Source organism: Sphingomonas sp. ATCC 31555 (genome assembly GCF_000282895.1).
In the GTDB taxonomy this organism is placed as follows: domain Bacteria; phylum Pseudomonadota; class Alphaproteobacteria; order Sphingomonadales; family Sphingomonadaceae; genus Sphingomonas.
Window position 1 is genome coordinate 106,676 of record NZ_ALBQ01000044.1, and the last position, 22,536, is coordinate 129,211.

24 protein-coding genes are annotated in these 22,536 nt (G+C 65.9%); 7 read left to right on the forward strand and 17 right to left on the reverse strand.

The genetic code is table 11. The features are described 5' to 3' along the window. Positions 1-9 precede the first annotated feature (9 nt). The 10 genes from B215_RS0116655 to B215_RS0116700 all read right to left on the reverse strand — a co-directional run bounded on the left by B215_RS0116655 (position 10) and on the right by B215_RS0116700 (position 8,429). A complete protein-coding gene (locus B215_RS0116655) occupies positions 10-675 on the reverse strand; it encodes an HAD hydrolase-like protein (RefSeq protein ID WP_037514040.1) in 666 nt (221 codons plus the stop codon). After that, on the reverse strand, positions 668-1,645 hold the full coding sequence (locus B215_RS0116660; RefSeq protein ID WP_019370782.1) for a cation diffusion facilitator family transporter: 978 nt from the start codon (positions 1,643-1,645) through the stop codon (positions 668-670). Before B215_RS0116660 ends, B215_RS0116655 begins: the two co-directional genes overlap by 8 nt. 64 nt (positions 1,646-1,709) lie before the next feature. Continuing rightward, a complete protein-coding gene (locus B215_RS0116665; protein WP_019370783.1) occupies positions 1,710-2,207 on the reverse strand; it encodes an EF-hand domain-containing protein in 498 nt (165 codons plus the stop codon). 164 nt (positions 2,208-2,371) lie between these two features. Next, positions 2,372-2,653, reverse strand: coding sequence for a DUF2809 domain-containing protein (locus B215_RS21035; RefSeq protein ID WP_050990208.1), 282 nt, complete (start codon positions 2,651-2,653; stop codon positions 2,372-2,374). 76 nt (positions 2,654-2,729) lie between these two features. Next, complete coding sequence (queA, locus tag B215_RS0116675) at positions 2,730-3,761, reverse strand: tRNA preQ1(34) S-adenosylmethionine ribosyltransferase-isomerase QueA (protein ID WP_019370784.1); 1,032 nt, start codon at positions 3,759-3,761, stop codon at positions 2,730-2,732. Between the two features lie 13 nt (positions 3,762-3,774). Continuing rightward, complete coding sequence (locus B215_RS0116680; RefSeq protein WP_026009352.1) at positions 3,775-4,563, reverse strand: peptidylprolyl isomerase; 789 nt, start codon at positions 4,561-4,563, stop codon at positions 3,775-3,777. A gap of 82 nt (positions 4,564-4,645) precedes the next feature. Continuing rightward, the gene (gene coaD, locus B215_RS0116685) at positions 4,646-5,155 is read right to left on the reverse strand and encodes a pantetheine-phosphate adenylyltransferase (protein ID WP_019370786.1); all 510 of its coding nucleotides are present in this window, start codon (positions 5,153-5,155) and stop codon (positions 4,646-4,648) included. 20 nt (positions 5,156-5,175) lie between these two features. Further along, a complete protein-coding gene (locus B215_RS0116690) occupies positions 5,176-6,084 on the reverse strand; it encodes a polyprenyl synthetase family protein (RefSeq protein WP_019370787.1) in 909 nt (302 codons plus the stop codon). 3 nt (positions 6,085-6,087) lie between these two features. After that, a complete protein-coding gene (locus tag B215_RS0116695) occupies positions 6,088-6,333 on the reverse strand; it encodes an exodeoxyribonuclease VII small subunit (RefSeq protein ID WP_010544449.1) in 246 nt (81 codons plus the stop codon). Positions 6,334-6,386: 53 nt separating this feature from the next. Beyond that, positions 6,387-8,429 (reverse strand): S9 family peptidase, encoded by a 2,043-nt coding sequence (locus B215_RS0116700; RefSeq protein ID WP_019370788.1) that lies wholly within the window; start codon positions 8,427-8,429, stop codon positions 6,387-6,389. Positions 8,430-8,583: 154 nt separating this feature from the next. Between B215_RS0116700 and B215_RS0116705 the strand changes: the two genes are divergently transcribed. Further along, positions 8,584-9,966 carry an NAD-dependent succinate-semialdehyde dehydrogenase gene (locus B215_RS0116705; RefSeq protein WP_019370789.1) on the forward strand — a complete coding sequence of 461 codons (1,383 nt, stop codon included), beginning with the start codon at positions 8,584-8,586 and terminating at the stop codon, positions 9,964-9,966. 45 nt (positions 9,967-10,011) lie between these two features. On the opposite strand, the gene B215_RS0116710 is transcribed toward B215_RS0116705, so the two are convergent. Next, entirely contained in the window at positions 10,012-11,736 is a 1,725-nt protein-coding gene (locus tag B215_RS0116710) for a DEAD/DEAH box helicase (RefSeq protein ID WP_019370790.1), read from the reverse strand. A gap of 66 nt (positions 11,737-11,802) precedes the next feature. Then, positions 11,803-11,937 carry a hypothetical protein gene (locus B215_RS22040; RefSeq protein WP_019370791.1) on the reverse strand — a complete coding sequence of 45 codons (135 nt, stop codon included), beginning with the start codon at positions 11,935-11,937 and terminating at the stop codon, positions 11,803-11,805. 191 nt (positions 11,938-12,128) lie between these two features. On the opposite strand from B215_RS22040, the gene B215_RS0116720 reads away from it, so the two are divergent. The 4 genes from B215_RS0116720 (at position 12,129) to B215_RS0116735 (ending at position 16,526) form a co-directional block, all read left to right on the forward strand. Beyond that, positions 12,129-12,341 carry a hypothetical protein gene (locus B215_RS0116720; RefSeq protein ID WP_019370792.1) on the forward strand — a complete coding sequence of 71 codons (213 nt, stop codon included), beginning with the start codon at positions 12,129-12,131 and terminating at the stop codon, positions 12,339-12,341. 95 nt (positions 12,342-12,436) lie between these two features. Further along, positions 12,437-13,705 (forward strand): calcium-binding protein, encoded by a 1,269-nt coding sequence (locus B215_RS0116725; RefSeq protein ID WP_152997696.1) that lies wholly within the window; start codon positions 12,437-12,439, stop codon positions 13,703-13,705. Positions 13,706-13,761: 56 nt separating this feature from the next. Continuing rightward, positions 13,762-15,534, forward strand: coding sequence for an SLC13 family permease (locus B215_RS0116730; RefSeq protein ID WP_026009355.1), 1,773 nt, complete (start codon positions 13,762-13,764; stop codon positions 15,532-15,534). 17 nt (positions 15,535-15,551) lie between these two features. Further along, positions 15,552-16,526, forward strand: coding sequence for a quinone oxidoreductase family protein (locus B215_RS0116735; RefSeq protein ID WP_019370795.1), 975 nt, complete (start codon positions 15,552-15,554; stop codon positions 16,524-16,526). 41 nt (positions 16,527-16,567) lie between these two features. Here the strand turns inward: B215_RS0116735 and B215_RS0116740 are convergent, their stop codons facing one another. After that, entirely contained in the window at positions 16,568-16,957 is a 390-nt protein-coding gene (locus tag B215_RS0116740) for a hypothetical protein (protein WP_019370796.1), read from the reverse strand. 73 nt (positions 16,958-17,030) lie between these two features. Here B215_RS0116740 and B215_RS0116745 point away from each other — a divergent pair, with 73 nt between their 5' ends. Next, positions 17,031-18,029, forward strand: coding sequence for an adenosine kinase (locus B215_RS0116745; RefSeq protein ID WP_026009356.1), 999 nt, complete (start codon positions 17,031-17,033; stop codon positions 18,027-18,029). Between the two features lie 80 nt (positions 18,030-18,109). On the opposite strand, the gene B215_RS0116750 is transcribed toward B215_RS0116745, so the two are convergent. The 3 genes from B215_RS0116750 to B215_RS0116760 all read right to left on the reverse strand — a co-directional run bounded on the left by B215_RS0116750 (position 18,110) and on the right by B215_RS0116760 (position 20,546). Then, the gene (locus B215_RS0116750; protein WP_019370798.1) at positions 18,110-19,663 is read right to left on the reverse strand and encodes an amino acid permease; all 1,554 of its coding nucleotides are present in this window, start codon (positions 19,661-19,663) and stop codon (positions 18,110-18,112) included. A 129-nt stretch (positions 19,664-19,792) separates the two neighbouring features. Beyond that, on the reverse strand, positions 19,793-20,170 hold the full coding sequence (locus tag B215_RS0116755) for a histidine triad nucleotide-binding protein (protein WP_019370799.1): 378 nt from the start codon (positions 20,168-20,170) through the stop codon (positions 19,793-19,795). Between the two features lie 58 nt (positions 20,171-20,228). Beyond that, positions 20,229-20,546: a phosphoribosyl-ATP diphosphatase gene (locus B215_RS0116760; RefSeq protein WP_019370800.1), complete on the reverse strand. Its 318-nt coding sequence runs from the start codon at positions 20,544-20,546 to the stop codon at positions 20,229-20,231. A 104-nt stretch (positions 20,547-20,650) separates the two neighbouring features. On the opposite strand from B215_RS0116760, the gene B215_RS0116765 reads away from it, so the two are divergent. Next, positions 20,651-21,055 carry a YbaN family protein gene (locus B215_RS0116765; protein ID WP_019370801.1) on the forward strand — a complete coding sequence of 135 codons (405 nt, stop codon included), beginning with the start codon at positions 20,651-20,653 and terminating at the stop codon, positions 21,053-21,055. A gap of 684 nt (positions 21,056-21,739) precedes the next feature. Here the strand turns inward: B215_RS0116765 and B215_RS21045 are convergent. After that, a partial coding sequence (locus tag B215_RS21045; RefSeq protein WP_237718470.1) for a DUF3658 domain-containing protein occupies positions 21,740-22,536 on the reverse strand: 797 nt, incomplete at its 5' end.

Below are 22,536 nucleotides of genomic sequence, written 5' to 3' on the forward strand. Positions count from 1 at the left end.
GCGCGGGATTCAGCCGCGGTGGCGGCTGACATAGGCGAGGATGTCTTCCGGCGTGCGGAACAGCGCGTCGGGAGACATGCCGCGCAGCAGATCCTCCGCGGCATAGCCCCATAGAACCGATCCGGCGCGCATCCCCACTTCGCGCGCGGCATCGACGTCGCGGGTCTCGTCGCCGATCGCCAGTGCTGCGTTCGGCGCGACGCCCATCTTGCGCAGCACCCGGCGAAACTTGGGTGCCTTGCCGAACAGCGAGGAGCCGCAGGCATAGCAATGGATCTGTGCCGCATGCTGGGGCCCCAGGATCTTGCGGGCATTGGCTTCGGAATTGGACGTGACGAGCGCCAGCTTTACGCCGGTTTCGACCAGCCGCTCCAGCAGGTTCGGCGTGCCGGGAAACAGTTCGATCCGATGGGCCTCGCGGCTGACTAGCTTGCGGACGTAGCGCGCGATCCACGGCATCTTCCAGCGCGCAATGCCAAGGAATTCGATCACCTCGCGCGAACTCTTGCGGCGGAGCAGCTCCACTTCATCCGGCGCGATCTTGCGGAAGCGGAAGCGTTCGGCGAGATCGTTGGCGACCGAGACGAACCAGTCACCGCTGTCGGACAGGGTACCGTCGAAATCGAAAATGACGAGATCCAGGGGCTGGGATGTCGCGACACCCCGTTCAGCCATGTCTGCCACCAGTTCCATGCATCCGGCACTCCGCCCCGTCGCCCAGTTCGATTTGTATCGTACAGTGATCGATCCGGAAATCCTGTGCGAGACGTTGCTGCAGATCCATCAGGAAAGCGTCCCCCGGATGACCGGCGGGCATCACCAGATGCGCGGTGAGCGCAGCTTCCGTGGTACTCATCGGCCAGACATGAAGATCGTGGACGCGGGTGACGCCGGGCTGGCCGAGCAGCGTCGTTTCCACGGCTTCTAGATCGATGCGGTCGGGCACCGCCTGCAGCACCATCGTCAGCGATTCGCGCAGCAGCCCCCAGGTGCCGACCAGGATGACCAGCACCACCAGCAGGCTGATCGCCGGATCGATCCAGCGCAGCCCGGTCCACCAGATCAGCGCGCCGGCGAGCACCACCGCCACCGACACCGCCGCATCGGCAGCCATGTGGAGATAGGCGCCGCGGATGTTGATGTCGTGCTCCCGCCCGCGGGCGAACAGCAGGGCGGTGCCCAGGTTCACGAGGATTCCTGTCCCGGCGACGAGCATCACCGGCATCGGCGCGACGGCGGGCGGATCGGCCAGGCGCTGAATCGCCTCGAGCAGGATCGCGCCCACGGCGAGCAGCAGCAGCAGCGCATTGGCCAGCGCGGCAAGGATCGAGGACGCACCCAGGCCATAGGTGAAGCGGCGGGTGGCAGGGCGCTTGCCCAGTTCCGCGCCGACCCAGGCGATGAGCAGGCCGAGCACGTCCGAAAGATTGTGTCCCGCATCAGCGAGCAGCGCCATCGATCCGGTCCACAGGCCGGCGCCGCCTTCGATCAGCACGAAGCCGATGTTGAGCGCCGTGCCGATGGCGAAGGCGCGGCCGAAATCGGCGGGAGCATGGCTATGGCCGTGATGATGGCCATGGCCGTGCGCATGGCCATGATCGTGACCATGGCCATGATGGCGTGCGTGTGAATGATCCCCGGACATGCGTAACGATCCTAGCGGGCGGGCATCCCGGGATGCCAGCCCCTTGTGCCGAACGGAGGCGCGTTCATCGACGGCCGCGCTTGCCATTCATGGGATTGAATGCCGGCGGCCGGATCGTCACCAGCTCGCTGCGCTCTATGGCGCCATCCTTGTTTCTGTCGAATCGGGCGTAGATCGCATCGAATCGCGCCTGGAACTCGGCCCAGCTGATCCGGTTGTCCCCGTCGCGATCCAGCTCGAACGGGCTGGGCAGCGTGTTGCGGTCGCCCATCCAACGCAGCGACCAGTCCGAATAGGCGATATAGCCGAGGCTGCCGGCATGGGCGGCATCGGCGCTGTCGAAGCTGCGCTTGAGGCCCGTGTCGAACTCGACGCGGGTGACGCGTGCGTCGCCATCCGCATCGAAGCCGGCTATCAGCAGCGCGATGGGTTCGGCGATCACCGTTGCCTGGGGCTGCGGCGTAGGCGCACCGGGGGCGATTGGCGTCGGCGGCGCAGCCCGGTCCTGCGCAAAAGCGTGAAAGGGAAAGGTGCAGGCGGCAAGCAACAGGAACAGGCGCATCAAACCCTCGTCATCGGCCGGGCAGCAGGGAGAAACTGGTCCGGAGCGCTCTCGATAGCCGCATTCTCGGGCTAGCGCATAGATGCGTCAGCTGCTGGCCGCTGCACAAACCGATCCCGCACGCCGCGAACCTTGCTCCAGCACGACAACGGCAGCGGCGCCGATCAGATAGGCCGCGAAATCCTTCCAGTCGAATCCGGTGCCCAGAAGCGCGCGGGCAGCGGCGAGCTGCCTAGGCCGAGATGCCGTACCAGATGAAAATACTGCGAAATCTCGATCGCGAACGCGAGCAGGGTTGCCGCCAAGATAGCGCGGCCGGGGCGGATCGTGGTGGTTGCGCGCAGTGCCAGATAGACGAGCACCACTGCCAGGCTGTCCCCCGCATAGGGGCGGATGACCGGATCGTGCAACCAGAGCGCGATGGCCGCTTCAACGGCGAACAGCACGACCGCCGCCAGCGCGTAACCCCAGCGTATTTGGACCCAAGGGCGCGGAGCGGACGGCAGCGAACGGCCCCCCGCGTTACCGGCCGGGCAGCAGCAGGCTGGAATCGCCGTAGCTGTAGAAGCGATAGCCGTTTGCGATGGCGTGCGCATAGGCCGCCTGCATGCGATCCAGCCCCATCAACGCGGATACCAGCATGAACAGCGTCGAGCGCGGCAGGTGGAAGTTGGTGACCAGCCCGTCGACGCCCTTGAAGCGGTAGCCGGGGGTGATGAAGATCGCGGTGTCGCCTTCGAAGGCCCGGATCACGCGATCGTCGTCGGCAGCGCTTTCGAGCAGGCGCAGGCTGGTGGTGCCGACAGCGATGATGCGATTGCCGGCGGCGCGCACGGCATTGAGGCGATCCGCCACCTCGGGTGTGATCCGGCCCCATTCTGCATGCATTTTGTGGTCGGCGGTGTCCTCCGCCTTCACCGGCAGGAAGGTGCCGGCGCCGACATGCAGCGTAAGAGTGGTGTGGCCGATCCCCGCCGCCTCCAGCGAGGCCATCAAGGCTGGCGTGAAATGCAGCGCGGCGGTGGGGGCGGCGACGGCGCCTGGCTCTGCCGCGAACATCGTCTGATAGTCCTCGGCATCGCGCGCGTCGGTCGGGCGCTTGGAGGCGATATAGGGCGGCAAGGGCATACGGCCGCAGCGTTCGAGCAGCAGCTCGACCGGCTCGTCGCCCTGGAAATCGAGTGCGAAGCTGCCATCCTCGACGCGCTCGGAGGCGATGGCGACCGCGCCCGGCCCGAAGTCGATGGCGTCGCCGTCGCGCAGCCGCTTCGCGTTGCGAATAAAGGCACGCCAGCGGCGCGGGCCTTCGCGCTTGTGGAGCGTTGCGCCGATCCGCGCCTCCCCACGCGTCCCTTCCAGCTGGGCCGGGATGACGCGCGTGTCGTTAAACACCAGGCAATCCCCGGGTCGAAGCTGCCCGGCGAGATCGCCGACGATCGCATCGCGCGTCTCCATCCCGTCCAGCACGAGCAGACGAGCGGAATCGCGGGGTGAGGCGGGCCGAAGGGCGATCCGCTCGTTCGGCAGTTCAAAATCGAAAAGGTCGACGTTCACGGCGCTGGCGCGATCACTTCTTCTTCGGCGCCGGCTTCTTCGCGGCCGGTACCGGCTTCTTCACCGGCGGCTTGGCGGGCGTCTCGGGCAGCAGCATCGGCGCGGCTGCTGCCGGGGCGGTGGGGGCGAGCGGCTGATAGGGCGGGGGATTGTCCGATTGGATATAGGCGTGGACGATCACCGTGGGGTTCTGCGGCGGCTCGCCGCGCTGGATCTTGTCGACCCATTCCATGCCGGAGATGACGCGGCCGAACACGGTATAGTCATGGTCGAAGGCCAGCTTTGGCTGCATCATGATGAAGAACTGGCTGTTGGCGCTGTTCTCCGCTTCGGTCTTCTGCTCGGGCGTGGCGTTGTCCGGCGCACCGCGCCGCGCAGCCGAAACGCTGCCGCGGACGTGCGGCAGCGAGCTGAATTCGGCGGGCACGTTGGGCAGATCCGAATCGCCCGTGCCGTCGCCCTTGGGATCGCCGCCCTGCGCGATATTATAGGGATCGTCGACGACGCGGTGGAAGGTGAGGCCGTCGTAGAAATGACGGCGCGTGAGCGTCTTGATCCGCTCGACCATCTTCGGCGCCACGTCCGGGCGAAGCCGGATCAGCACGCGGCCGCCGGTGGAAAGATCGAGAACCCAGGTGTTCTCGGGATCGGCCTGCACCAGCACGGAGGGCCGGGCGGCGGCATCGGCATTCACGCCACGAAACGGCTCGATCACCGGCTGCGGCTTCCCGCCACCCTGGGCCAATGCCGGTACGGCAAACAGCGTGGCAGCCATGGCGGCCAATGTGGCTAGGAAACGCATTGAACTTCCCACTCGCTCTAGATGAAGGCGCGGCTCTAACCCAATCGCCGGGCGCCGCAAAGCCCGGCGCGAAACGCTGCGATCAGCGGCTGCCCTTGCGGCCGATCTGGTCGATCCGGGCGACGACATCGGCTTCGACCGAAGGCGTGACGAAACGATGGATCGGGCCGCCATAGAGCGCGATTTCCTTGACCAGCCGGCTGGCGATCGGCTGGAGCGATACGTCCGCCATCAGGAAAACCGTCTCGATGCGATCGTTGATCTGCTGGTTCATGCCAGCCATCTGATATTCGTATTCGAAATCGGCGACGGCGCGCAGCCCGCGGATGATCACGCTCGCGCGCTCCCGCTCCGCAAAGTCCATCAAAAGCGAATCAAAGCTGACGACGGTGACGTCGCCGGCAGTGCCCTCTACCTCGCGCTCGACCATCGCCATCCGTTCCTCCACCGTGAACAGGGGCGATTTGGAGGGATTGGTCGTCACGCCTATCACCAGCCGATCGACGAGCTTCGCGCCGCGCCGGATGATGTCCATGTGGCCGCGCGTGATCGGATCGAACGTGCCGGGATAAACGCCGATACGGGTATGCATGGATGGAGCCCTCCCCGGGCTTAGCGATCGCGTTCCAAGGTGAACCGGGCAATGTCGCGCAGCAGATCGGCTTCGGGGCCGTAGGCGTGGAGATGGGTGATCGCCTGATCGACCAGCATCCGTGCCTGTTCGCGCGCGCGATCGATGCCGAGCAGCGACAGGAACGTTTCCTTGCCGGCGTCTCCGTCCTTGCCCAACTTCTTGCCGACCAGCGCCTCGTCGCCTTCCGCATCGAGGATATCGTCGACGATCTGGAAGGCGAGGCCGATATCGCGGGCATAGCCTCGAAGGCCGGTGCGGCCTTCGGGCGCGACGCGGCCCAGGATCGCGGCACATTCGACGGCACAGCTGATCAGCGCCCCGGTCTTCATCGCCTGGAGCCGGGTGACGGTGGCGAGATCGAAGCTCGCCTTTTCCGCTTCCAGATCCATCATCTGGCCGCCCGCCATGCCGGAGGGGCCGGAAGCGCGCGCGAGTTCGGAAATCAGATCGACCCGGACGAAGGGGTCGGGGTGCGTCGCTTCGTGCGCCAGCAGCTCGAACGCCAGGTCGTGAAGGCAATCGCCCGCCAAGATGGCGGTGGCCTCGTCGAACGCCTTGTGCACCGTCGGCTTGCCCCGGCGCATGTCGTCATCGTCCATTGCGGGCAGATCGTCATGGATCAGCGAATAGACGTGGATGCATTCGAGCGCGGTCGCGACGCGGGCGGCGCAGCTCTTGTCGACAGCGAAAAGCTGGGCGGTGGCGAACACCAGTAGCGGGCGCAGCCGCTTGCCGCCGCCGATCGCCGCGTGCCGCATCGCCCGATAGAGGTCCGCCCGGGGATCGTCGGGCACTTCCAGCAGCCGATCGAACTGCGCATCGATCTCGGCCGCCACCTGGCGCAGTGCCGATTCGAGCGCGAGCGAAGCATGGGTCACGCTCGCCACGCCTCAGCCCGCTGCGAAGGGCGTGGTGCCGGCGGCGCGGCCGTCGGCATCGGTGCGGATCGCTTCGATCCGGGCCTGCGCCGCATCGAGCCGCGCGGCGCATTGCCGGCGCAGCTGGTCGCCGCGCTCATAGAGGTCGATCGCCTCCTGCAGGGCCGCTTCGCCGCTCTCCAGCCGGCTCACGATCTTCTCGAGTTCCTTCAGCGCCTCTTCGAAGGAGAGGGCCGTGATGTCCGCTTGTTCCGCCATGGTGACGCTATGCGGCAGGGCGGGGCCCGATGGCAACCGGGCCCCACAGCAATTTACTGGCCGGCGGGCTTGGCTGGCGTGCGATAGCGATCGAACCAGGCGAGAATGGCCGCCGCCTTGGCCGCCGACTGGCTCGGTCGTGCGGTGAATCCGCCATGGCTGGCGCCCGGCACCTTCACCAGCGCGGTCGGCACGCCGCGGATCTGGAGCGCGGCATAATATTGCTCCGATTCGCTGACCGGCGTGCGATAGTCCTCGCTGCCGACGACGACGAGCGTCGGGGTCCTGACGTTGCCGACCAGGCTGAGCGGCGAGCGGTTCCAATAGCTCATCGGATCCTCCCAGGGCTGCTTGGCGAACCAGTAGCGCGAGGTGAAGCCGGTCGCGTCCATGGTCAGCGCCTCGCTGATCCAGTTGATCACCGGCTTCTGCGTGGCGGCGGCCTTGAAGCGATCGTTCTTGCCGACGATCCAGGCGGTGAGCACGCCGCCGCCCGATCCGCCGGTGACGAACAAATTGTCCGGATCGGCGACTCCCGCCGCGACCGCCGCGTCCACCGCAGCCATCAGGTCCCCATAATCGTCACCCGGGTACTTCTTGTCGATCAGGTCGGCGAATTCTTCGCCGTAGGACGTGCTGCCGCGCGGATTGGCATAGAGCACTGCATAGCCGTGCGCGGCGTAGAGCTGATAGTCGGTCGAGAAGCCGGGGCCATAGGCCGTGTGCGGGCCGCCATGGATCTCGAGGATGGTCGGCACGCGGGTGCCGGGCTTCATGCCTGGCGGGGTGACCAGCCAGGCGTCGATCGTGCGGCCATCGGGCGCGGTCACCGCCAGCGGAGTCACCGGGGCAAGCGTCTTGGCGGCGAGGACGGTGTCGTTGAGGTGGGTCAGGCGCTTGCCGTTCACATAGATATCGGCCGGGTGCAGCGCATCGCCGCCGGTATAGGCGATGGTGCCGCCCGCGGAGACCGAGAAGTCGCCGCCGGTATAGGGCCGGTCGAGCCCGCCGCCGCCAAGGCCTGTCGCGACGGTGGTTGCCTTGCCGTCGAGCCCGATGCGGGCGACGAGCTTGTGGCCGTGATCGTCATAGGAAACGAACAGGCTGCGGCCGTCCTTGGCCCACACCGCGCCGTCGATGCTCTTGTCGAGCCCGGCGGTGAGCGACCGGCTGCCGCTGCCGTCGCGGTTCATCACGTAGAGCTGGGTGTTCTGGAAGCTGCGATGCGTGTCGTCGAAGCCGAGATAGGCGATGCGAGCCCCGTCGGGCGAAAGCACCGGTGCCGCATCGGGGCCGTAGCGCTTGGTCAGCGGGGTCAGCGTGCCGGAGATCACGTCGACGGCGTAGATTTCGCTGTCATTGGGCTCGCGCTCCCAATCCTCGCGACGATTGCTGCCGAAGAAGATCGTGCGGCCGTCGTTCGACCAGGCGAGCGGGCCGGCATCGTCGGACTTGCCGAAGGTGACCTGGCGCGGCGCGCCGCCATCCGCCGCAACGACGAAGATATGGTCCGCGCCGGGCTTGAGATAGCCGCCGCCATCGGCGCGGTAGGTAACGCGGTCGATGATCTCCAGCGGCTCGGCCCATTTGGCACCCTCGGGCTTGGGCGGCTGGCTGCCGAGCTTCATGCCTTCGCCGGGCACGGTCATGGTATAGGCGATCTGCTTGCCGTCGGGCGACCAGGTGATTGCCTGTGGACTGTCCGGCAGGCCCGTAATGCGGGCGGTGGCACCGGTCGCGATCCAGCGGACGAATAGCTGCGGCGCGCCACCCTCGGCGCTGGAGACATAGGCGAGGCGCGTGCCGTCGGGAGACCAGCGCGGCTGGCTGTGCGAACCGGGGCCAGCGACCAGGGGGGCCTGGTCGCCGGTCTTCACATCTATCAGCCAGATTGCCCCGCGGGTACGATCGGTCATGATGTCAGCCGATTGGCGGACATAGGCAATCTTGCTGCCGTCCGGGCTGATCTGTGGATCGCTCGCCTGCTCCAGCGCGAACAAGTCGCTGCCGGTGAACAGGCGGGTAGGGCCGTTCTGCGCGGCCGCGGCGATGGGCATTGCGGCGCTGAGAAGCAGCGCGAGTGTAATGAAGCGCATGTTCGAGATATCCCCCGGATGTCGTGGGCGTAAGGTGCTTCGGGCGTCGTGTGTTTGGCAAGCGATCTACCGAAAATGATTTGCCGCGAGGTCGATTGCCGCGGTGGCACCACGCGCCTAGCTCGGCGTTGGGCGAAGCGAAGGAGACTTGCGGATGTTCGAAATCATCAACCCCGCGACGGGCGAAACCGTTGAGCGCGTCGCCGAGTTGGACGATGCCGCCATCGAGGCGGCGCTAGCGCGCGCGGCGGCCGAGTACCGGCGATGGCGGCAGACGCCGATCGAAACGCGCACTGCGCTGCTGAACCAGATCGCTGATATCTGGGACGCGAACAAGCAGTACCTCGCCGAACTGGCGGTGCGCGAGATGGGCAAAACCATCACCGGGGCGATCGCCGAGGTGGAGAAATGTATCTCCGGCTTCCGCCATTATGCCCAGCATGGTCCCGCCTATCTTGAACCAACTAAGGTGAAGACGCCGACCGGCCATGCCGTCGCGCGCTGGCTGCCGCTGGGGCCGGTGCTCGCCGTGATGCCGTGGAATTTCCCGTACTGGCAGGCAGTGCGCTTCTTGGCCCCGACGATCCTTGCCGGTAATGTCGCACTGCTCAAGCACGCCTCGAGCGTCCAGGGCTGCGCGGCGGCTATGGAAGATATGGCGCGGAAGGCGGGCGCGCCCGAGGGGCTGTTCCAGAACCTCGCGATCAAGTCGAACAAGGTTGATGCCATCATCGCCGACAAGCGGGTCGTGGCGGTAACACTCACTGGCAGCGAAGGCGCGGGGGCCAAGGTGGCAGAGGCCGCGGGGCGGGCGCTCAAGAAGGTTGTCCTAGAACTGGGCGGTTCCGATCCATTCATCGTCATGCCTTCGGCCGATCTCGATGCCGCCGTGAAAACAGCCGTCACAGCCCGGGTGCAGAATGCGGGCCAGAGTTGCATTTGCTCGAAGCGGATGATCGTCCATGCCGACGTGTACGATAGCTTCTTGGAGAAGTTCGTCGCAGGCATGGAAGCGGTGCAGATCGGTGATCCCATGGAAAAGGCGACGGCAATGGGGCCGCTCTCCAGCGTGCAGCAGCGCGATACCGTTCTGGAGCAGGTCGCCAAGGCACGAGGCGCGGGCGCAAAGCTACTGACCGGCGGCACCAAGATTGAGCGGCAGGGTGCTTGGATGACGCCGGGCGTGCTCGTCGATCTCGATCCGGAAAGCGACGTCGCTAAGGAGGAGATCTTCGGGCCAGTCGCTGCGGTGTACAAGGTGCCTGACATCGACGCGGCGATCACGCTAGCGAACGATGTGCCTTATGGCCTTGGTTCGTCGGTATGGACGCAGGACGAGGGTGAAATCGAGCGGTTTGCCCAAGACATCGAAGCGGGGATGACGGCGGTGAATTCGCTTCTCGCGTCGGTACCCGAAGCGCCGTTCGGGGGCGTGAAGCTTTCCGGTCATGGCCGGGAACTCGGCCCTTGGGGGCTGCACGAGTTCATGAACCTGAAGGCGGTGATGTTCGGCGGAGGCAACACGCCGGGCGATTGACGCAATGAGCGGGAGGGAAGGCCGCGACCTTCCCTCCCAGTCGGATCAGCGGCCGCGGGGCGGACCCCGGCGCTGCGGCGGACGGCCCGCATTTGGGCCGTTCCGATGCGGCGGCGGGCCACGGCGAGCAGGCCCATCGGCGCGTGCAGACGGTTGCGGCGCATCGGTAGCCCGTTCGATCCGGATACCGTCATCGTCATCGCCGGCGGTGCGAGCGAACTTCTCGACCGCGGTGGCGAACTTGGCGGCCAGCTGGCTCGGCACCTGAAAGTGGGTTTCGTTCGCCGAAATCCGGATCGCGCCCACTTCGTTGCGGGTGATGTGGCCGCGGCGGCAGATGAGCGGCAACAGCCAGCGCGGGTCGGCGTTCTGGCGACGACCGATGTCCATGCGGAACCAAACGGTGTCGTCGAAGCCTGGGCGGTGCCGTTCCTGCTGGGCAGCGCGCCGGGCTTCCGGCGTCGCTTCAATCAGTTCCTCCGGGGCGGGCAGTGCGGCGCGGTGCGCGCGGACCAGTGCTGCCGCGATTTCGGCTGGCGTCTTGGCTTCGAGCAGCCGCTCGGCCAGCGCCTGATCTTCCTCGTCGGTTTCGATCGGCTGGAGCAGAGTTTCGATGAGCCGGGCGCGATCGGCCGCACGCACGTCGTCGGCGGTCGGGGCTTCGATCCATTCGGCTGGGATACGGGCGCCGCGAAGCATCTGTTCCACCCGGCGACGGCGCGGATAGGGCACGATCAGCACGGCCGTGCCTTTCTTGCCAGCGCGGCCGGTGCGGCCCGAGCGATGCTGCAGCGTTTCAGCGTCGCGCGGCAATTCCACATGCACCACCAGCGTTAGCGTCGGCAGATCGATGCCGCGCGCGGCCACGTCGGTCGCGACGCAGACGCGCGCGCGCTGGTCGCGCAACGCCTGCAGTGCGTGGTTTCGCTCCGACTGCGAATGTTCGCCCGATAGGGCAACGGCTGCGAAGCCGCGCTCGATCAGGCTGGCATGGAGATGACGGACATTGTCCCGGGTCGCACAGAACAGGATTGCCGTCTCGGCATCGTGCAGGCGCAGCAGGTTGATGACGACGTGCTCGATATCGGCAGGCGCGACGGTGACGGCCTGATAGCTGATATCGCCGTGGCCGCGATCGTCGCTCTTGGTGGTAATCTGGAACGCGTCACGCTGGTAGCGCTTGGCGAGCGCAACGATCGGGCGCGGCATGGTTGCCGAAAAGAGCAGCGTACGGCGCTCGTCCGGCGTGGCATCCAGAATTGCTTCCAGTTCCTCGCGGAAGCCCATGTCGAGCATCTCGTCGGCCTCGTCGAGGACCGCCACGCGCAACGCCGACAGGTCGAGCGCGCCGCGTTCGAGATGATCGCGGAGGCGCCCTGGCGTGCCGACGACGATGTGTGCGCCATGGTTGAGCGTGCGGCGTTCCTTCGACGCGTCCATGCCGCCGACGCAGGTGGCGATGCGAGCGCCGGCGGGCGCATAGAGCCAGATCAGTTCCCGGCTCACCTGCAGCGCAAGTTCACGCGTCGGGGCGATGATCAGCGCCAGGGGGGTGGCCGCCGGCGGCAGCATGTCTGCGCCGGCCAGCAGTTCCGGCGCCATCGCAAGGCCGAACGCTACCGTCTTGCCGGACCCCGTCTGGGCGGAAACGATCAGGTCGCGGCCGGCTGCATCGGCTTCGAGAACGGCAGACTGAACAGGCGTCAGCGCGGAATAGCCACGCTGTTCGAGCGCCTCGGCAAGGCGCTGCGGAATATTGTTAATCGACATGAGAACCCTAAAAATGGGGCTGCGCGCGGTATACCGCTAGCCCAAACAACAAGCAGGCGCGCCCCTCTATCCTCGCGCGCGATCGATCAGCCAGATGGCGAGTGCGAGCAGAAGCCCCACCACCAGTCCGGCCAGCAATCCCGTCGTCGCCTGTCCCTGCACCGCACCGGCGACCGCGCCGATTAGAATGCTCGCCGTCAACAGGAAGCCGCCGGCTACTGGGGAACGCGATGGCGTTGATTGCATAGCCCCCTTTGCCATGCATTGCGTCGCGACGCCAGCCCGGCACATTGGTTTCGCCGCCGTTCACCAGCATCGTCCACCGAAGCGGAGGGAAATCGGCGTATCCGGAACAGGACACGGGCTTCGCGCCTGTCGTGTACGGAGTTAGAATGGACGTCTATCCCTATCTCGGTCACCGGGACGAAGTGGCAGACGCTGCGGATCTGTTGCGTCGGTTCGGCGAAGCCGCTGGTGGCGAGGCTGCGGCGCGTGCCGAAGCGAGTCGCGACCTGGGGAATTACGTGCATTTCTGCCGTTGGCGCCAGATCGAGCGGCTGGTCATGCTCCTGTCCGTCCCCCGTGCGCTGGGCACCATTCACTAGCCAGCCGAGCGGCTGCAATCTGCAGCATGCTGCATCCGTTCGCTTTTCATGCTACAGCGTCCTTCGCCGTGTAGTGCTGGCAGGAGGGCGTAAGCGTGATCCGTGCGCTGTTGAGGATGGCCTTGCTGGCAGGCCTGGGGATCGGAACCGCGCACGCGCAGACGCCCACGACGATTCCCCTGGCGGCGTTCGTCGATTCGTTGGGGATCAACATCCACATCAACTACAAGGACGGGGCCTATGCCGATGCCGGGCAGGTCGCCGCCGATCTGCGCCATCTGGGCATCGTACATGTGCGGCAGGGAATACCGGCCAGTTGGGGCACGGTGCGGCCCGCCGATTTCACCACGCTGGCGCAGCAGGGTATTCGCTTCGACATGGTCCTGCGCTGGGAAGACGTGGAGAACGGCTTCTACCAGACATTCCTGCATGACCTGGTGCAGGCGAATCCCGGATCGCTCGCCGCCATCGAGGGCTTCAACGAGATCAACAACTGGCCCGTCACCTATGCCGGCCAGACGGGCCCTGCGGCCGCGCAGATGGCGCTGCAGGCGGTGTATGCCGCAGTGCGCGCCGATCCGCTGCTGAAAGGCGTTCCGCTGTTCGACATGACCGGCGCGCCCCGTGTCGCCCGGATCAACAAGCGCGCCGATTTCGCCAATGCGCATCCCTATCCGCACAACGGCCGCCAGCCGTGCGGCGCTGTCGACCGGGCATTTGACGAAGGATATGTCCAGCCCGCGCCCCTGCCCCGGGTGATCACCGAGATCGGCAACTTCACCCTGCCGCGCGACTGGCCTGCCAACAAATCCTGGTGGCACGGTTATACCATGCTCGGCGTGGACGAGGCGACGCACGCGAAAAGCGTAATCGCCGCCTATTTCTGCGCCGCCCGCGCCGGCGTGTCGCGCACCTATGTGTACGAACTGCTCGACGAAAAGCCGGATCCAGCCAACACCCAGCCGGAGATGCGGTTCGGAGTGTTCCGGTTCGATCACAGCCCGAAGCCGGCGGCCACCGCCATCCGCAACCTGGTACTGCTGTTGAACCAAGCGGCAGTCCGGCCGGGATCAGCGGCGCTGGCCCGCGACGCGATCACAGCTCCGGCGTCGGTTCGGAAGCTGTTGCTACGTAAGCAGGGCGGCGGGTTGATCCTGGCCTTGTGGAACGATGTCGACTTTTGGTCCTTCGACGGGCCGCTGAACGCCGCGCCGGTTCCGGTGACGCTGCGGCTCTCGAGGCCGGTCGCGGTCGACATCTTCGATCCTCTAGCGGGCACAGCGCCCGTCGCGCGCCGCGGTGCGGCGCTGGCAATCGATATTCCGGTGCCAGATCATCCCATATTGGTAGAACTTATCAACTGATCGGACCCGTTTGCGGAGCTGGCGAGTTTCCGCCCGACTTCGCCTTCGAGGTTTGCGTGACCCATCCCCAAATTCTTTCCCTGATCGTCCTGGCCGGGATGATGCTGCTCTTCATCTGGGGGAGGCTGCGCTACGACATGGTGGCGGTGCTGGCGCTGCTCGCTGCCTTGGCTGTGGGGGTGGTGAAGCCGAAAGAGGCGTTCACCGGCTTCGCCGACGATATCGTCGTCATCGTCGGCTCGGCGCTCGTCCTTTCCGCCGCCGTGCAGCGTTCGGGTGTGATCGAGCGGGCGATGCTGCTGCTCCAGCGCAGGGTGACGCGCGTGCGTTCGCAGTTGTTGCTGCTCAGCGCCAGCGTCGGCTTCGCTTCGGCACTGGTGAAGAATATCGGCGCGTTGGCGATCATGATGCCCGTAGCGTTCCAGATGGCGAAGCGCTCCAAGGCTTCGCCCGCCACGTTCTTGATGCCGATGGCGTTCGCCTCGCTACTTGGCGGGCTGATCACGCTGATCGGTACTTCGCCCAACATCATCGTCAGCCGGGTGCGCGAGGAAATGACCGGCCAGCCTTTCGGCATGTTCGATTATGCGCCGGTGGGGCTGGGGCTGACGGCGGTCGGCCTCATCTTCCTGCGCTTCGCCTATCGGCTGATCCCGCGCGACCGCCGCGCCGCGCCGACGCTGGGCGAGGCGATGGACATCGAGGATTATGTGACCGAAGCCGCCGTGCCCGAAGGGTCGGCGGCAGTTGGCGAGACGGTCGCCGAGTTTCGCGAGCGCCACGACCAAGCCGTGGCCGTCACCACCATCTTACGCGGCGGTATCCGTAGCACACCTTTCCCGGACAACCGTCTTCGCGTCGACGACGTGCTGATCCTGACCGGCGCGCCCGATGATCTGGAGCGGGTGATCGCCACCGACGCTTTGGTGCTGGAGGGGCAGGAGCGCGCCCAGCCCGATGGCAGCACCGGCGAAGTCGGCGTGATCGAGGCGGTGATCGGCACCGATTCCACGCTGATCGGTCGCACTGCGGGGCGGCTGGGGTTGCACGAGCGGTTCGGCGTCAACCTCATTGCAGTATCGCGCCAGGGTGAGCGCCTGTCGGCACGCCTCGGCGATATCGAGCTGCGCGCCGGCGACGTGATCGTGCTGCAAGGCCCGCTGGCGCTGCTGTTCGAGCGGCTGGGCGAACTGGGCTGCCTGCCGCTCGCCCAGCGCGAGCTGCGGCTCGGCAGCGCCCGCAAAGGGCTGTTGCCGCTGGCCATCCTGGGCGTGGCGATGGCGGCGACGGCAACAGGCTATGTGCCGGTGGCTGTCGCGTTCTTCGCGGCGGCGGGGCTTACCATCCTGCTCGGTGCACTGCCGGTGCGCGAAGCCTATGACCATATCGAATGGCCGATCCTGGTGATGCTCGGCGCTCTCATCCCGGTCAGCGACTCGCTGCGCACCACGGGGGCCAGCAAGGTGATCGGCGACAATCTGGGCTATCTCGCCGCGACCATGCCCCCGTGGGGGGCGGTAGCGCTGATCCTGGCGGCGGCGATGGCCGTGACGCCGTTCCTCAACAACGCCGCGACGGTGCTGGTGATGGCCCCGATCGCCGCGACCTTCGCAGGCCAGCTCGGCTATCGGCCCGAGGCGTTTCTGATGGCCACCGCCGTGGGCGCGGGCTGCGATTTCCTCACGCCGATCGGCCACCAGTGCAACACGCTTGTGATGGGGCCGGGCGGGTATCGTTTCGGGGACTATGCGCGATTGGGGGCACCCTTGTCCCTGCTCGTGCTGCTGGTAGGCACGCCGCTGATCATGGCCGTGTGGCCGGTGCACTGAGAAACGAGGGACTTTTGATGGAACGGATGATGCGGTTCGAGCAGACCGGCGGACCCGAGGTGCTGCAATGGGTCGACGTGGATGTGCGCGCGCCCGAATCGGGCGAGGTGCGACTGCGGACCGAGGCGGCGGGACTGAACTTCATCGACGTGTACCACCGCACCGGCGTCTATCCGGCCGAGCTCCCCTCCGGCATCGGCGTCGAGGGGGCGGGTGTGATCGAGGCGGTGGGCGAGGGCGTCACCGGCTTTGCGGTGGGCGATCGGGCGGCGACGTTCGGGCCGGCGCTCGGATCCTACGCCACGGTGCGCAACGTCAAGGCCGAGAGCCTGTTCAAGCTGCCGCAAAACATCGACAGCGAAACCGCTGCCGCGGTGCTGCTGAAAGGATGCACGGTCGAGTTCATGGTCGAGCGCGCCGCCAGAGTGCAGCCGGGCTGGACGGTGCTCGTCCATAGCGCCGCCGGGGGCGTCGGCCAGATCGCCGTCGCGTGGCTCAAGGCGATCGGCGCGACGGTGATCGGCACGGTTGGCCATGAAGCCAAGGTAGAAAAGGCGCGCGCGGTCGGCTGCGACCATGTGCTGCTCTCGCGGCAGGACGATGTGGCGGTGCGGGTGCGCGAGATTACCGGCGGCGAAGGCGTGCGGGTGGTGTTCGACGGCATCGGCAAGGCGACGTGGGAGACTTCGCTGGCCTCGGCGGCGCGGCGAGGGCTGATCATCAGCTATGGCAATGCCAGCGGTTCGGTGGAGGGCGTGAAGCTCGCCGCGCTCAATCAGCATGGTTCGCTGTTCGTTACCCGGCCCAAGCTGTTCGACTATTATGTGACCCCCGAGGAGCGCGCTGCTGGCGCCGCGCGACTGTTCGAGATGCTGGAGAATGGCGCGATCAAGGCCGAGATCGGCCAGCGCTTCGCGATCCAGGATGCGGCGGAGGCACACCGCGCGATCGAGGGCGGGCAGACGACGGGATCGACGATCCTATTGCCGTGAGGTGATCAGCCGCCGCCTGCGTCCCTCCCGCGAGCGAGGTGTTATTTCCTCTTGGTCAGGGCCGCAACGCAGCTGGCCTGATCGAGGGGGCTGCCATCGCGCTGACGGGCATCGACCCAGGTGACCGATGCCTCTCCGCTGCCCCGTTCGGGGGGATACAGATAGGTATCGAGCACGCAAATTGGCCCGACGAACTGCAGCTTGCGCCCCTTGCCCTCGGTTACGTCCAGCCGCGGCTGGCCGAACCGGGCGAGCAGCTGCGGCACGGTGAGTCCACGCACCGGCGACAGATTGGCAGGCTGTCGAGGCACCGGCACCTCCGATGCCGCCAGCGGCCGGGCCGGACGGGCAGCTGGGACCGTGCCCGAACAGGCGGCGAGCAGCAGCGCGAACAGCGGTACGGATGGCTTGGCGATACGGGCTAGGTTCAAGCGACGTTCCCTCGGTTGCACTCTTTGCGGCCTCTCTCTACGGCGACGTCCAATACTATTGGAGCCCTAAACCTTGACCAACCCCAGCTTTGACGTGGTCGCGATCGGAAACGCCATCGTCGACATCCTCGCCCAGGCCGACGACGCCTTCATCGAATCGATCGGCGTGCCCAAGGGTTCGATGCAGCTGATGTTCTCGCCCGAAGAGGCCGATGCGCTCTACGCCAAGATGGGTCCGGGTCGCGAGGTTTCCGGCGGCTCGGCGGCGAACACCGTAGCGGGAATCGCCGCGCTCGGCGGCAAGGCGGCGTTCATCGGCCAAGTCGCCGACGACCAACTCGGCACCGTGTTTGCGCACGATATCCGCGCGGCGGGCGTGCATTTCGACACTGCGGTCCGCCCCGGCCAGCCGACCACCGCGCGCTGCCTGATCTTCGTGACGCCGGACGGCCAGCGTACGATGAACACCTTCCTCGGCGCTTCGCAGTTCCTCCCCGCCAGCGCGCTGGACGAGCAACTGATCGCCAACGGCGCGATCCTCTATCTCGAAGGCTATCTGTGGGATCCGGAAGAGCCGCGTGCCGCGATGCGCAAGGCGATCGAGATCGCCCGCGCCGCCGGCCGCAAGGTGGCCTTCACCCTGTCCGACGTTTTCTGCATCTCGCGCCACGGCGATGATTTCCGCAAGCTGATCGATGGCGGGCTGATCGATATTCTGTTTGCCAACGAAGCCGAACTGCTGGCGCTGTGCCAGCATGAGGACTTCGAGGCGGCGGTGCAGCATATGCATGGCAAGGTGCCGCTACTCGTCGTTACCCGCAGCGAGAAGGGTGCGATCGCGCTGCAGGGCGACGAGCGGGTAGAGGTTTCCGCCGAGCCGATCAGCGCGCTGGTCGATACCACCGGTGCGGGTGACATGTTCGCCGCCGGCTTCCTGCATGGGCAGGCGCAGGGCAAGGGACTGGAAGAATCGCTCCGCCTGGGCGCGATCTGCGCCGCCGAGATCATCCAGCATTATGGCGCGCGCGCCGAAAAGGACCTCAAGGCGCTCGCCGCCGCCAAGATCGGCTGAGGCGTTCGGCTTCACCCAAAGAAGAAGGGCCGGAGGATCGCTCCTCCGGCCCTTTCTTTTTGTGCGTGCCGATCCGGGGATCAGGCGTCCTTGTAGCCCGGCGTATGCGCGTCGCCGATCGGCGGCACCGGCTGGGGCGGAGCGTCGGCATCGACTTCCGGCACATCGACGATGCCGCGGCCGACATGGCTGCGCGACCGGCTGTACGCGTAGTACACGACCAAGCCGATCGCGGCCCAGCCGAAGAACAGAGTGATCGTGGGCCCGGAGAGGCTGAAGAACAGATACACGCAGCCGGCGATCGCGATCGGTGCCGTGACCATGATCGCCGGGGTACGGAACGGGCGGTGACGGCTGGGATCGGTCTTGCGCAGCACGATCACCGCGATGGAGACCGCGGCGAAGGCGAACAGCGTGCCGGAGTTCGACACGTCCGCGAGCAGGCCCACCGGGAAGAACGCTGCGAACAGCGATACGAAGATGCCGGTCAGGATGGTGATGACGTGGGGCGTATGCCACCTCGGGTGCACGCGCGAGAAGAATTCGGGCAGCAGACCGTCGCGGCTCATCACGAAGAAGATGCGGGTCTGGCCGAACATCATCATCAGGATCACCGAGGGAAGCGCGATGATCGCCGCAGCACCCACGAGCCAGCCGAGGAACGGATGGCCGATCGAACGCAGCGTCCAGGCCAGCGCTTCCTTCGAGCACACCACCGCCTGCTCAGACAGCGCGCGGCACGCTTCCGACAGCGCCGGCGTGCCGGGCGACAGCACTTCACCGGCAGGGCCGTAGACCGGCTGCGCGCCCACGGTGCCGATCACGCCCGAGGCGACGAGCATGTAGAAGATGGTGCAGATGGCGAGGCTGCCGATCAGGCCGATCGGCATGTTGCGCTGCGGGTTCTTGGTCTCTTCGGCGGCGGTCGACACCGCGTCGAACCCGACATAGGCGAAGAAGATCGAGGCAGCCGCACCCGAAATGCCGGCAAAGCCGAGCGGCGCGAAGGGGGTGAACTGGCCGGTCTTCAGCACGGGGATCGTGACGATCACGAACATCGCCAGCGCAAGGATCTTGATGCCGACCAGCACCGCGTTGACCGTGGCGCTTTCCTTGGTACCCTTCACCAGCAGCGCGGTGACGATCGCGGCGACTGCCATGGCAGGCAGGTTGATCATGCCGCCGTCGAACGGCCCGCGGATCAGCGCCAGCGGCACTTCGATGCCGAAGTTATGCTGGATGAAGCCCATCATGTAGCCGGACCAGCCGACCGAGACGGCCCCCGCCGCGATTGCATATTCGAGGATCAGCGCCCAGCCGACCATCCAGGCGACCAGTTCGCCCATCACCGCATAGCTGTAGGTGTAGGCGGAGCCGGAGACCGGCACCATCGCTGCCATTTCGGCATAGCAGAGCGCCGCCACTGCGCAGACGAAGCCGGCGATGACGAACGAGATCATCATGCCCGGCCCGGCCTTCTGCGCCGCCTCGGCGGTGAGCACGAAGATGCCGGTGCCGATCACCGCGCCGATGCCCAGCATGGTCAGCTGGAAGGCGCCGAGCGAGCGGTGGAGCGATTTCTTTTCGGCTGTGGCTAGAATGGCATCGAGAGGCTTTACGCGCCCGAATATCATTGCATGGTCCCCTATGCGGCGAGCGTTGCGCCGCCCCCAAATTGGTAAAGGCGCGAGCCTAACCGCAAACGCGCCGTGCGCAATCCCTTACGGCGTGCCGATGCGAAACAATGTTGCGCTCCGGCGCAATTACCGGGCGAGCATCGGACCGAGCGGCTGCCCTGCGAAAATATGGACGTGCAGGTGCGGCACCTCCTGGCCGGCGTCCAAGCCGGTATTGGCGAGCAGGCGGTAGCCGGGCTCGACGAACCCCGCCTCGCGCGCCACCTTGCCGACCGCCCGGACGAACCCCGCAATCTCCGCCTCGGAGGCGCGGGCCGAAAAATCGTCCCAGCTGACATAGGCGCCCTTGGGAATCACCAGGATGTGGTGCGGCGCTTGCGGCGCGATGTCGTGAAAGGCGAGAGCGTGGTCGTCCTCATGGACCTTCTTCGCCGGAATTTCGCCGCGCAGGATCTTGGCGAAGATGTTCTGGTCGTCATAGGGCTTGGTCGGGTCGATCGGCATTGGTTGCTCCGTGGTTCAGATCCTCCCCGCAACGGGGAGGATCGAAGGGCCGGCAGGTTCACGCCCCCCGCGCCGCCTTTTCGGCGATGCCGGATACGCCTTCGCGCCGCGCCAGCTCGGCGCGGACATCGTTGAGGCTCAGCCCCATATCGGCGAGCAGCACGAGCAGGTGGAAGATCAGGTCCGCTGATTCCTTCACCAGCTCGGCGCGATCGTCCTGGATCGCGGCGATCACCGCTTCGGTGGCTTCCTCGCCCAGCTTCTGCGCGATCTTGGCGCGGCCGCGAGCGGTGAGCTTGGCGACATAGCTGGTCGCGGGGTCGCCGCTGCGGCGGTCGCGGATGGTCTGTTCGAGCACGTCGAGGAGGTCGGCCATGGCCTGCCGCTGCGGGAGCGGTGCGGCGCTGTCAATCCTGGCGCGCGGGATTGCGGCGTTTACCCTATGGGTGCTGCGAGCGATTCGCGGCAGCAGGGCAGGTCATGACGGGGCAGGAAGGCGAATCGGAAACAGGGCGGGGGCGGCTGTCGCGGCCTTTGTGGCTGGTGCTGGGGTTCGTGTTCATGGGCCTCGGCTTTATCGGCGCGCTGCTGCCGCTGCTGCCGACGACGATCTTCCTGATCCTTGCCGCGGGCTGCTTCGCCCGTTCCTCGCCACGGCTGGAGGCGTGGCTGCTCGGGCATAAGCGATTCGGGCCCACGCTGGTGGCGTGGCGCGAACAGGGCGCGATCCCCCGCAAGGGCAAGGCGCTGGCGTGCGCGGGCATGGCGCTCGGCTACGGCCTGTTCGCCTGGGGCGCGCGGCCGGGGCCCTGGCTGGCGGCCGGGGTGGCGGCGGCGATGCTGGGGGGCGCGTGGTATGTGCTGAGCCGGCCGACGGCGGTTTGATCAGCGCGTGCGGGCCGTTCGGCGCTTCCAAGCCGCGGGTGAAGGCGGAAACGGCCAGAGCACCGCCACGCCAGTGCGGTGATCCCCGACCGAAGTTTAGGAAGTTTAGGCTCGTGCGCGTTTTCGCGGGCTGTGCCACGAGCCGACGAATGAGATGTGAAGTTTAGGAAGTTTAGGCTCGTGCGCGTTTTCGCAGGCGCCGCCACGCGCCGACGAAGAGATGCGAAGTTTAGGAAGTTTAGGCTCGTGCGCGTTTTCGCGGGCGCCGCCACGCGCCGACGAATGAGGTGTGAAGTTTACGAAGTTTAGGCTCGTGCGCGTTTTCGCGGGCGCCGCCACGCGCCGATGAATGAGGTGTGAAGTTTAGGAAGTTTAGGCTCGTGCGCGTTTTCGCAGGCGCCGCCACGCGCCGACGAATGAGGTGTGAAGTTTAGGAAGTTTAGGCTTCTGGAGGATCGGGCATGCGCCAGCTCGTTGAAGTCGGCCAAAGAGGCGAAGCGTTTCGCTTCGCAGGCAGGAGCATTGGCAAACGATATCAAAGAGCAGCCCCGAAGAGCGAGGCTTTGGTACATATAGAGAACGATAGCGCAGCCGCAAGATGGTGCCGCACCCGCAACTGTGCGGGCGATGGTCGCACCGAATGCCCGGAGTTGGGTGGTTAGCGGCCGTTCCTTAGTTCGCGTCCTATGACGCGAGACGCAATTGACACCCACGCATTTGTGACATGTCGCCCCGCCGTTCCAAGACGCCTGCCTCGACAAGATCGGCAAGCCGAGACGCCAAAAAGAAGGCTTCCGCTTGATGGACGTCCTCTTCGATGAAATTTCCCAAAACTCTCCCAACAATTTTGGCCATCGGCTGCCAATCGGTCGTCGCGACAGCTATTAGAGAGGCGTCGAACTCCGACAAAGGTGCCGAGATGAGATGATCCCCGACGATAATGCGAAGCGGAGCATCCTCAGATTGCAGGATGCGCCATTGCGCAACCCGACGCGCCCGTTCTTTTGCCGTAAGCGACTCTTCAGAACCCAGAAGCTCCGTTATATCTTCCGCATAATAGAGGGATGAACTGGGAACGTTCATTACAAAACACGGTAGTTGTTCCGTTTGAGATAACCACCACAGAAAGCCCGCATAACTTCGTACGTAATTGAATGAGACCCAAGCGATTATCCGAAAATCAGACGAACGAGCGACTTCCAACGATTGGGTTGTCTCATCGACGACCTCCTGCCACCCGCAATAGCCTAATACCTCCTTAACCCACCGCGCGCGGTCCACTTCGCCACCCGTAGATATGGGTCCGAAGCTGAAATCATCGAATACACCTAGGACTTGCTCGTCGCGCTCGGCGATTTGGAGTGCTTGCCGCAACGATTCGGCTGCAGAGTCGCTAAAAACTATATGGAGAGCGGGACCTTGGGTCATCCGAACAGCCGTAAGCGTCCGACCAAGGCCGTCTGAGGGAAAGCGGCATGTCC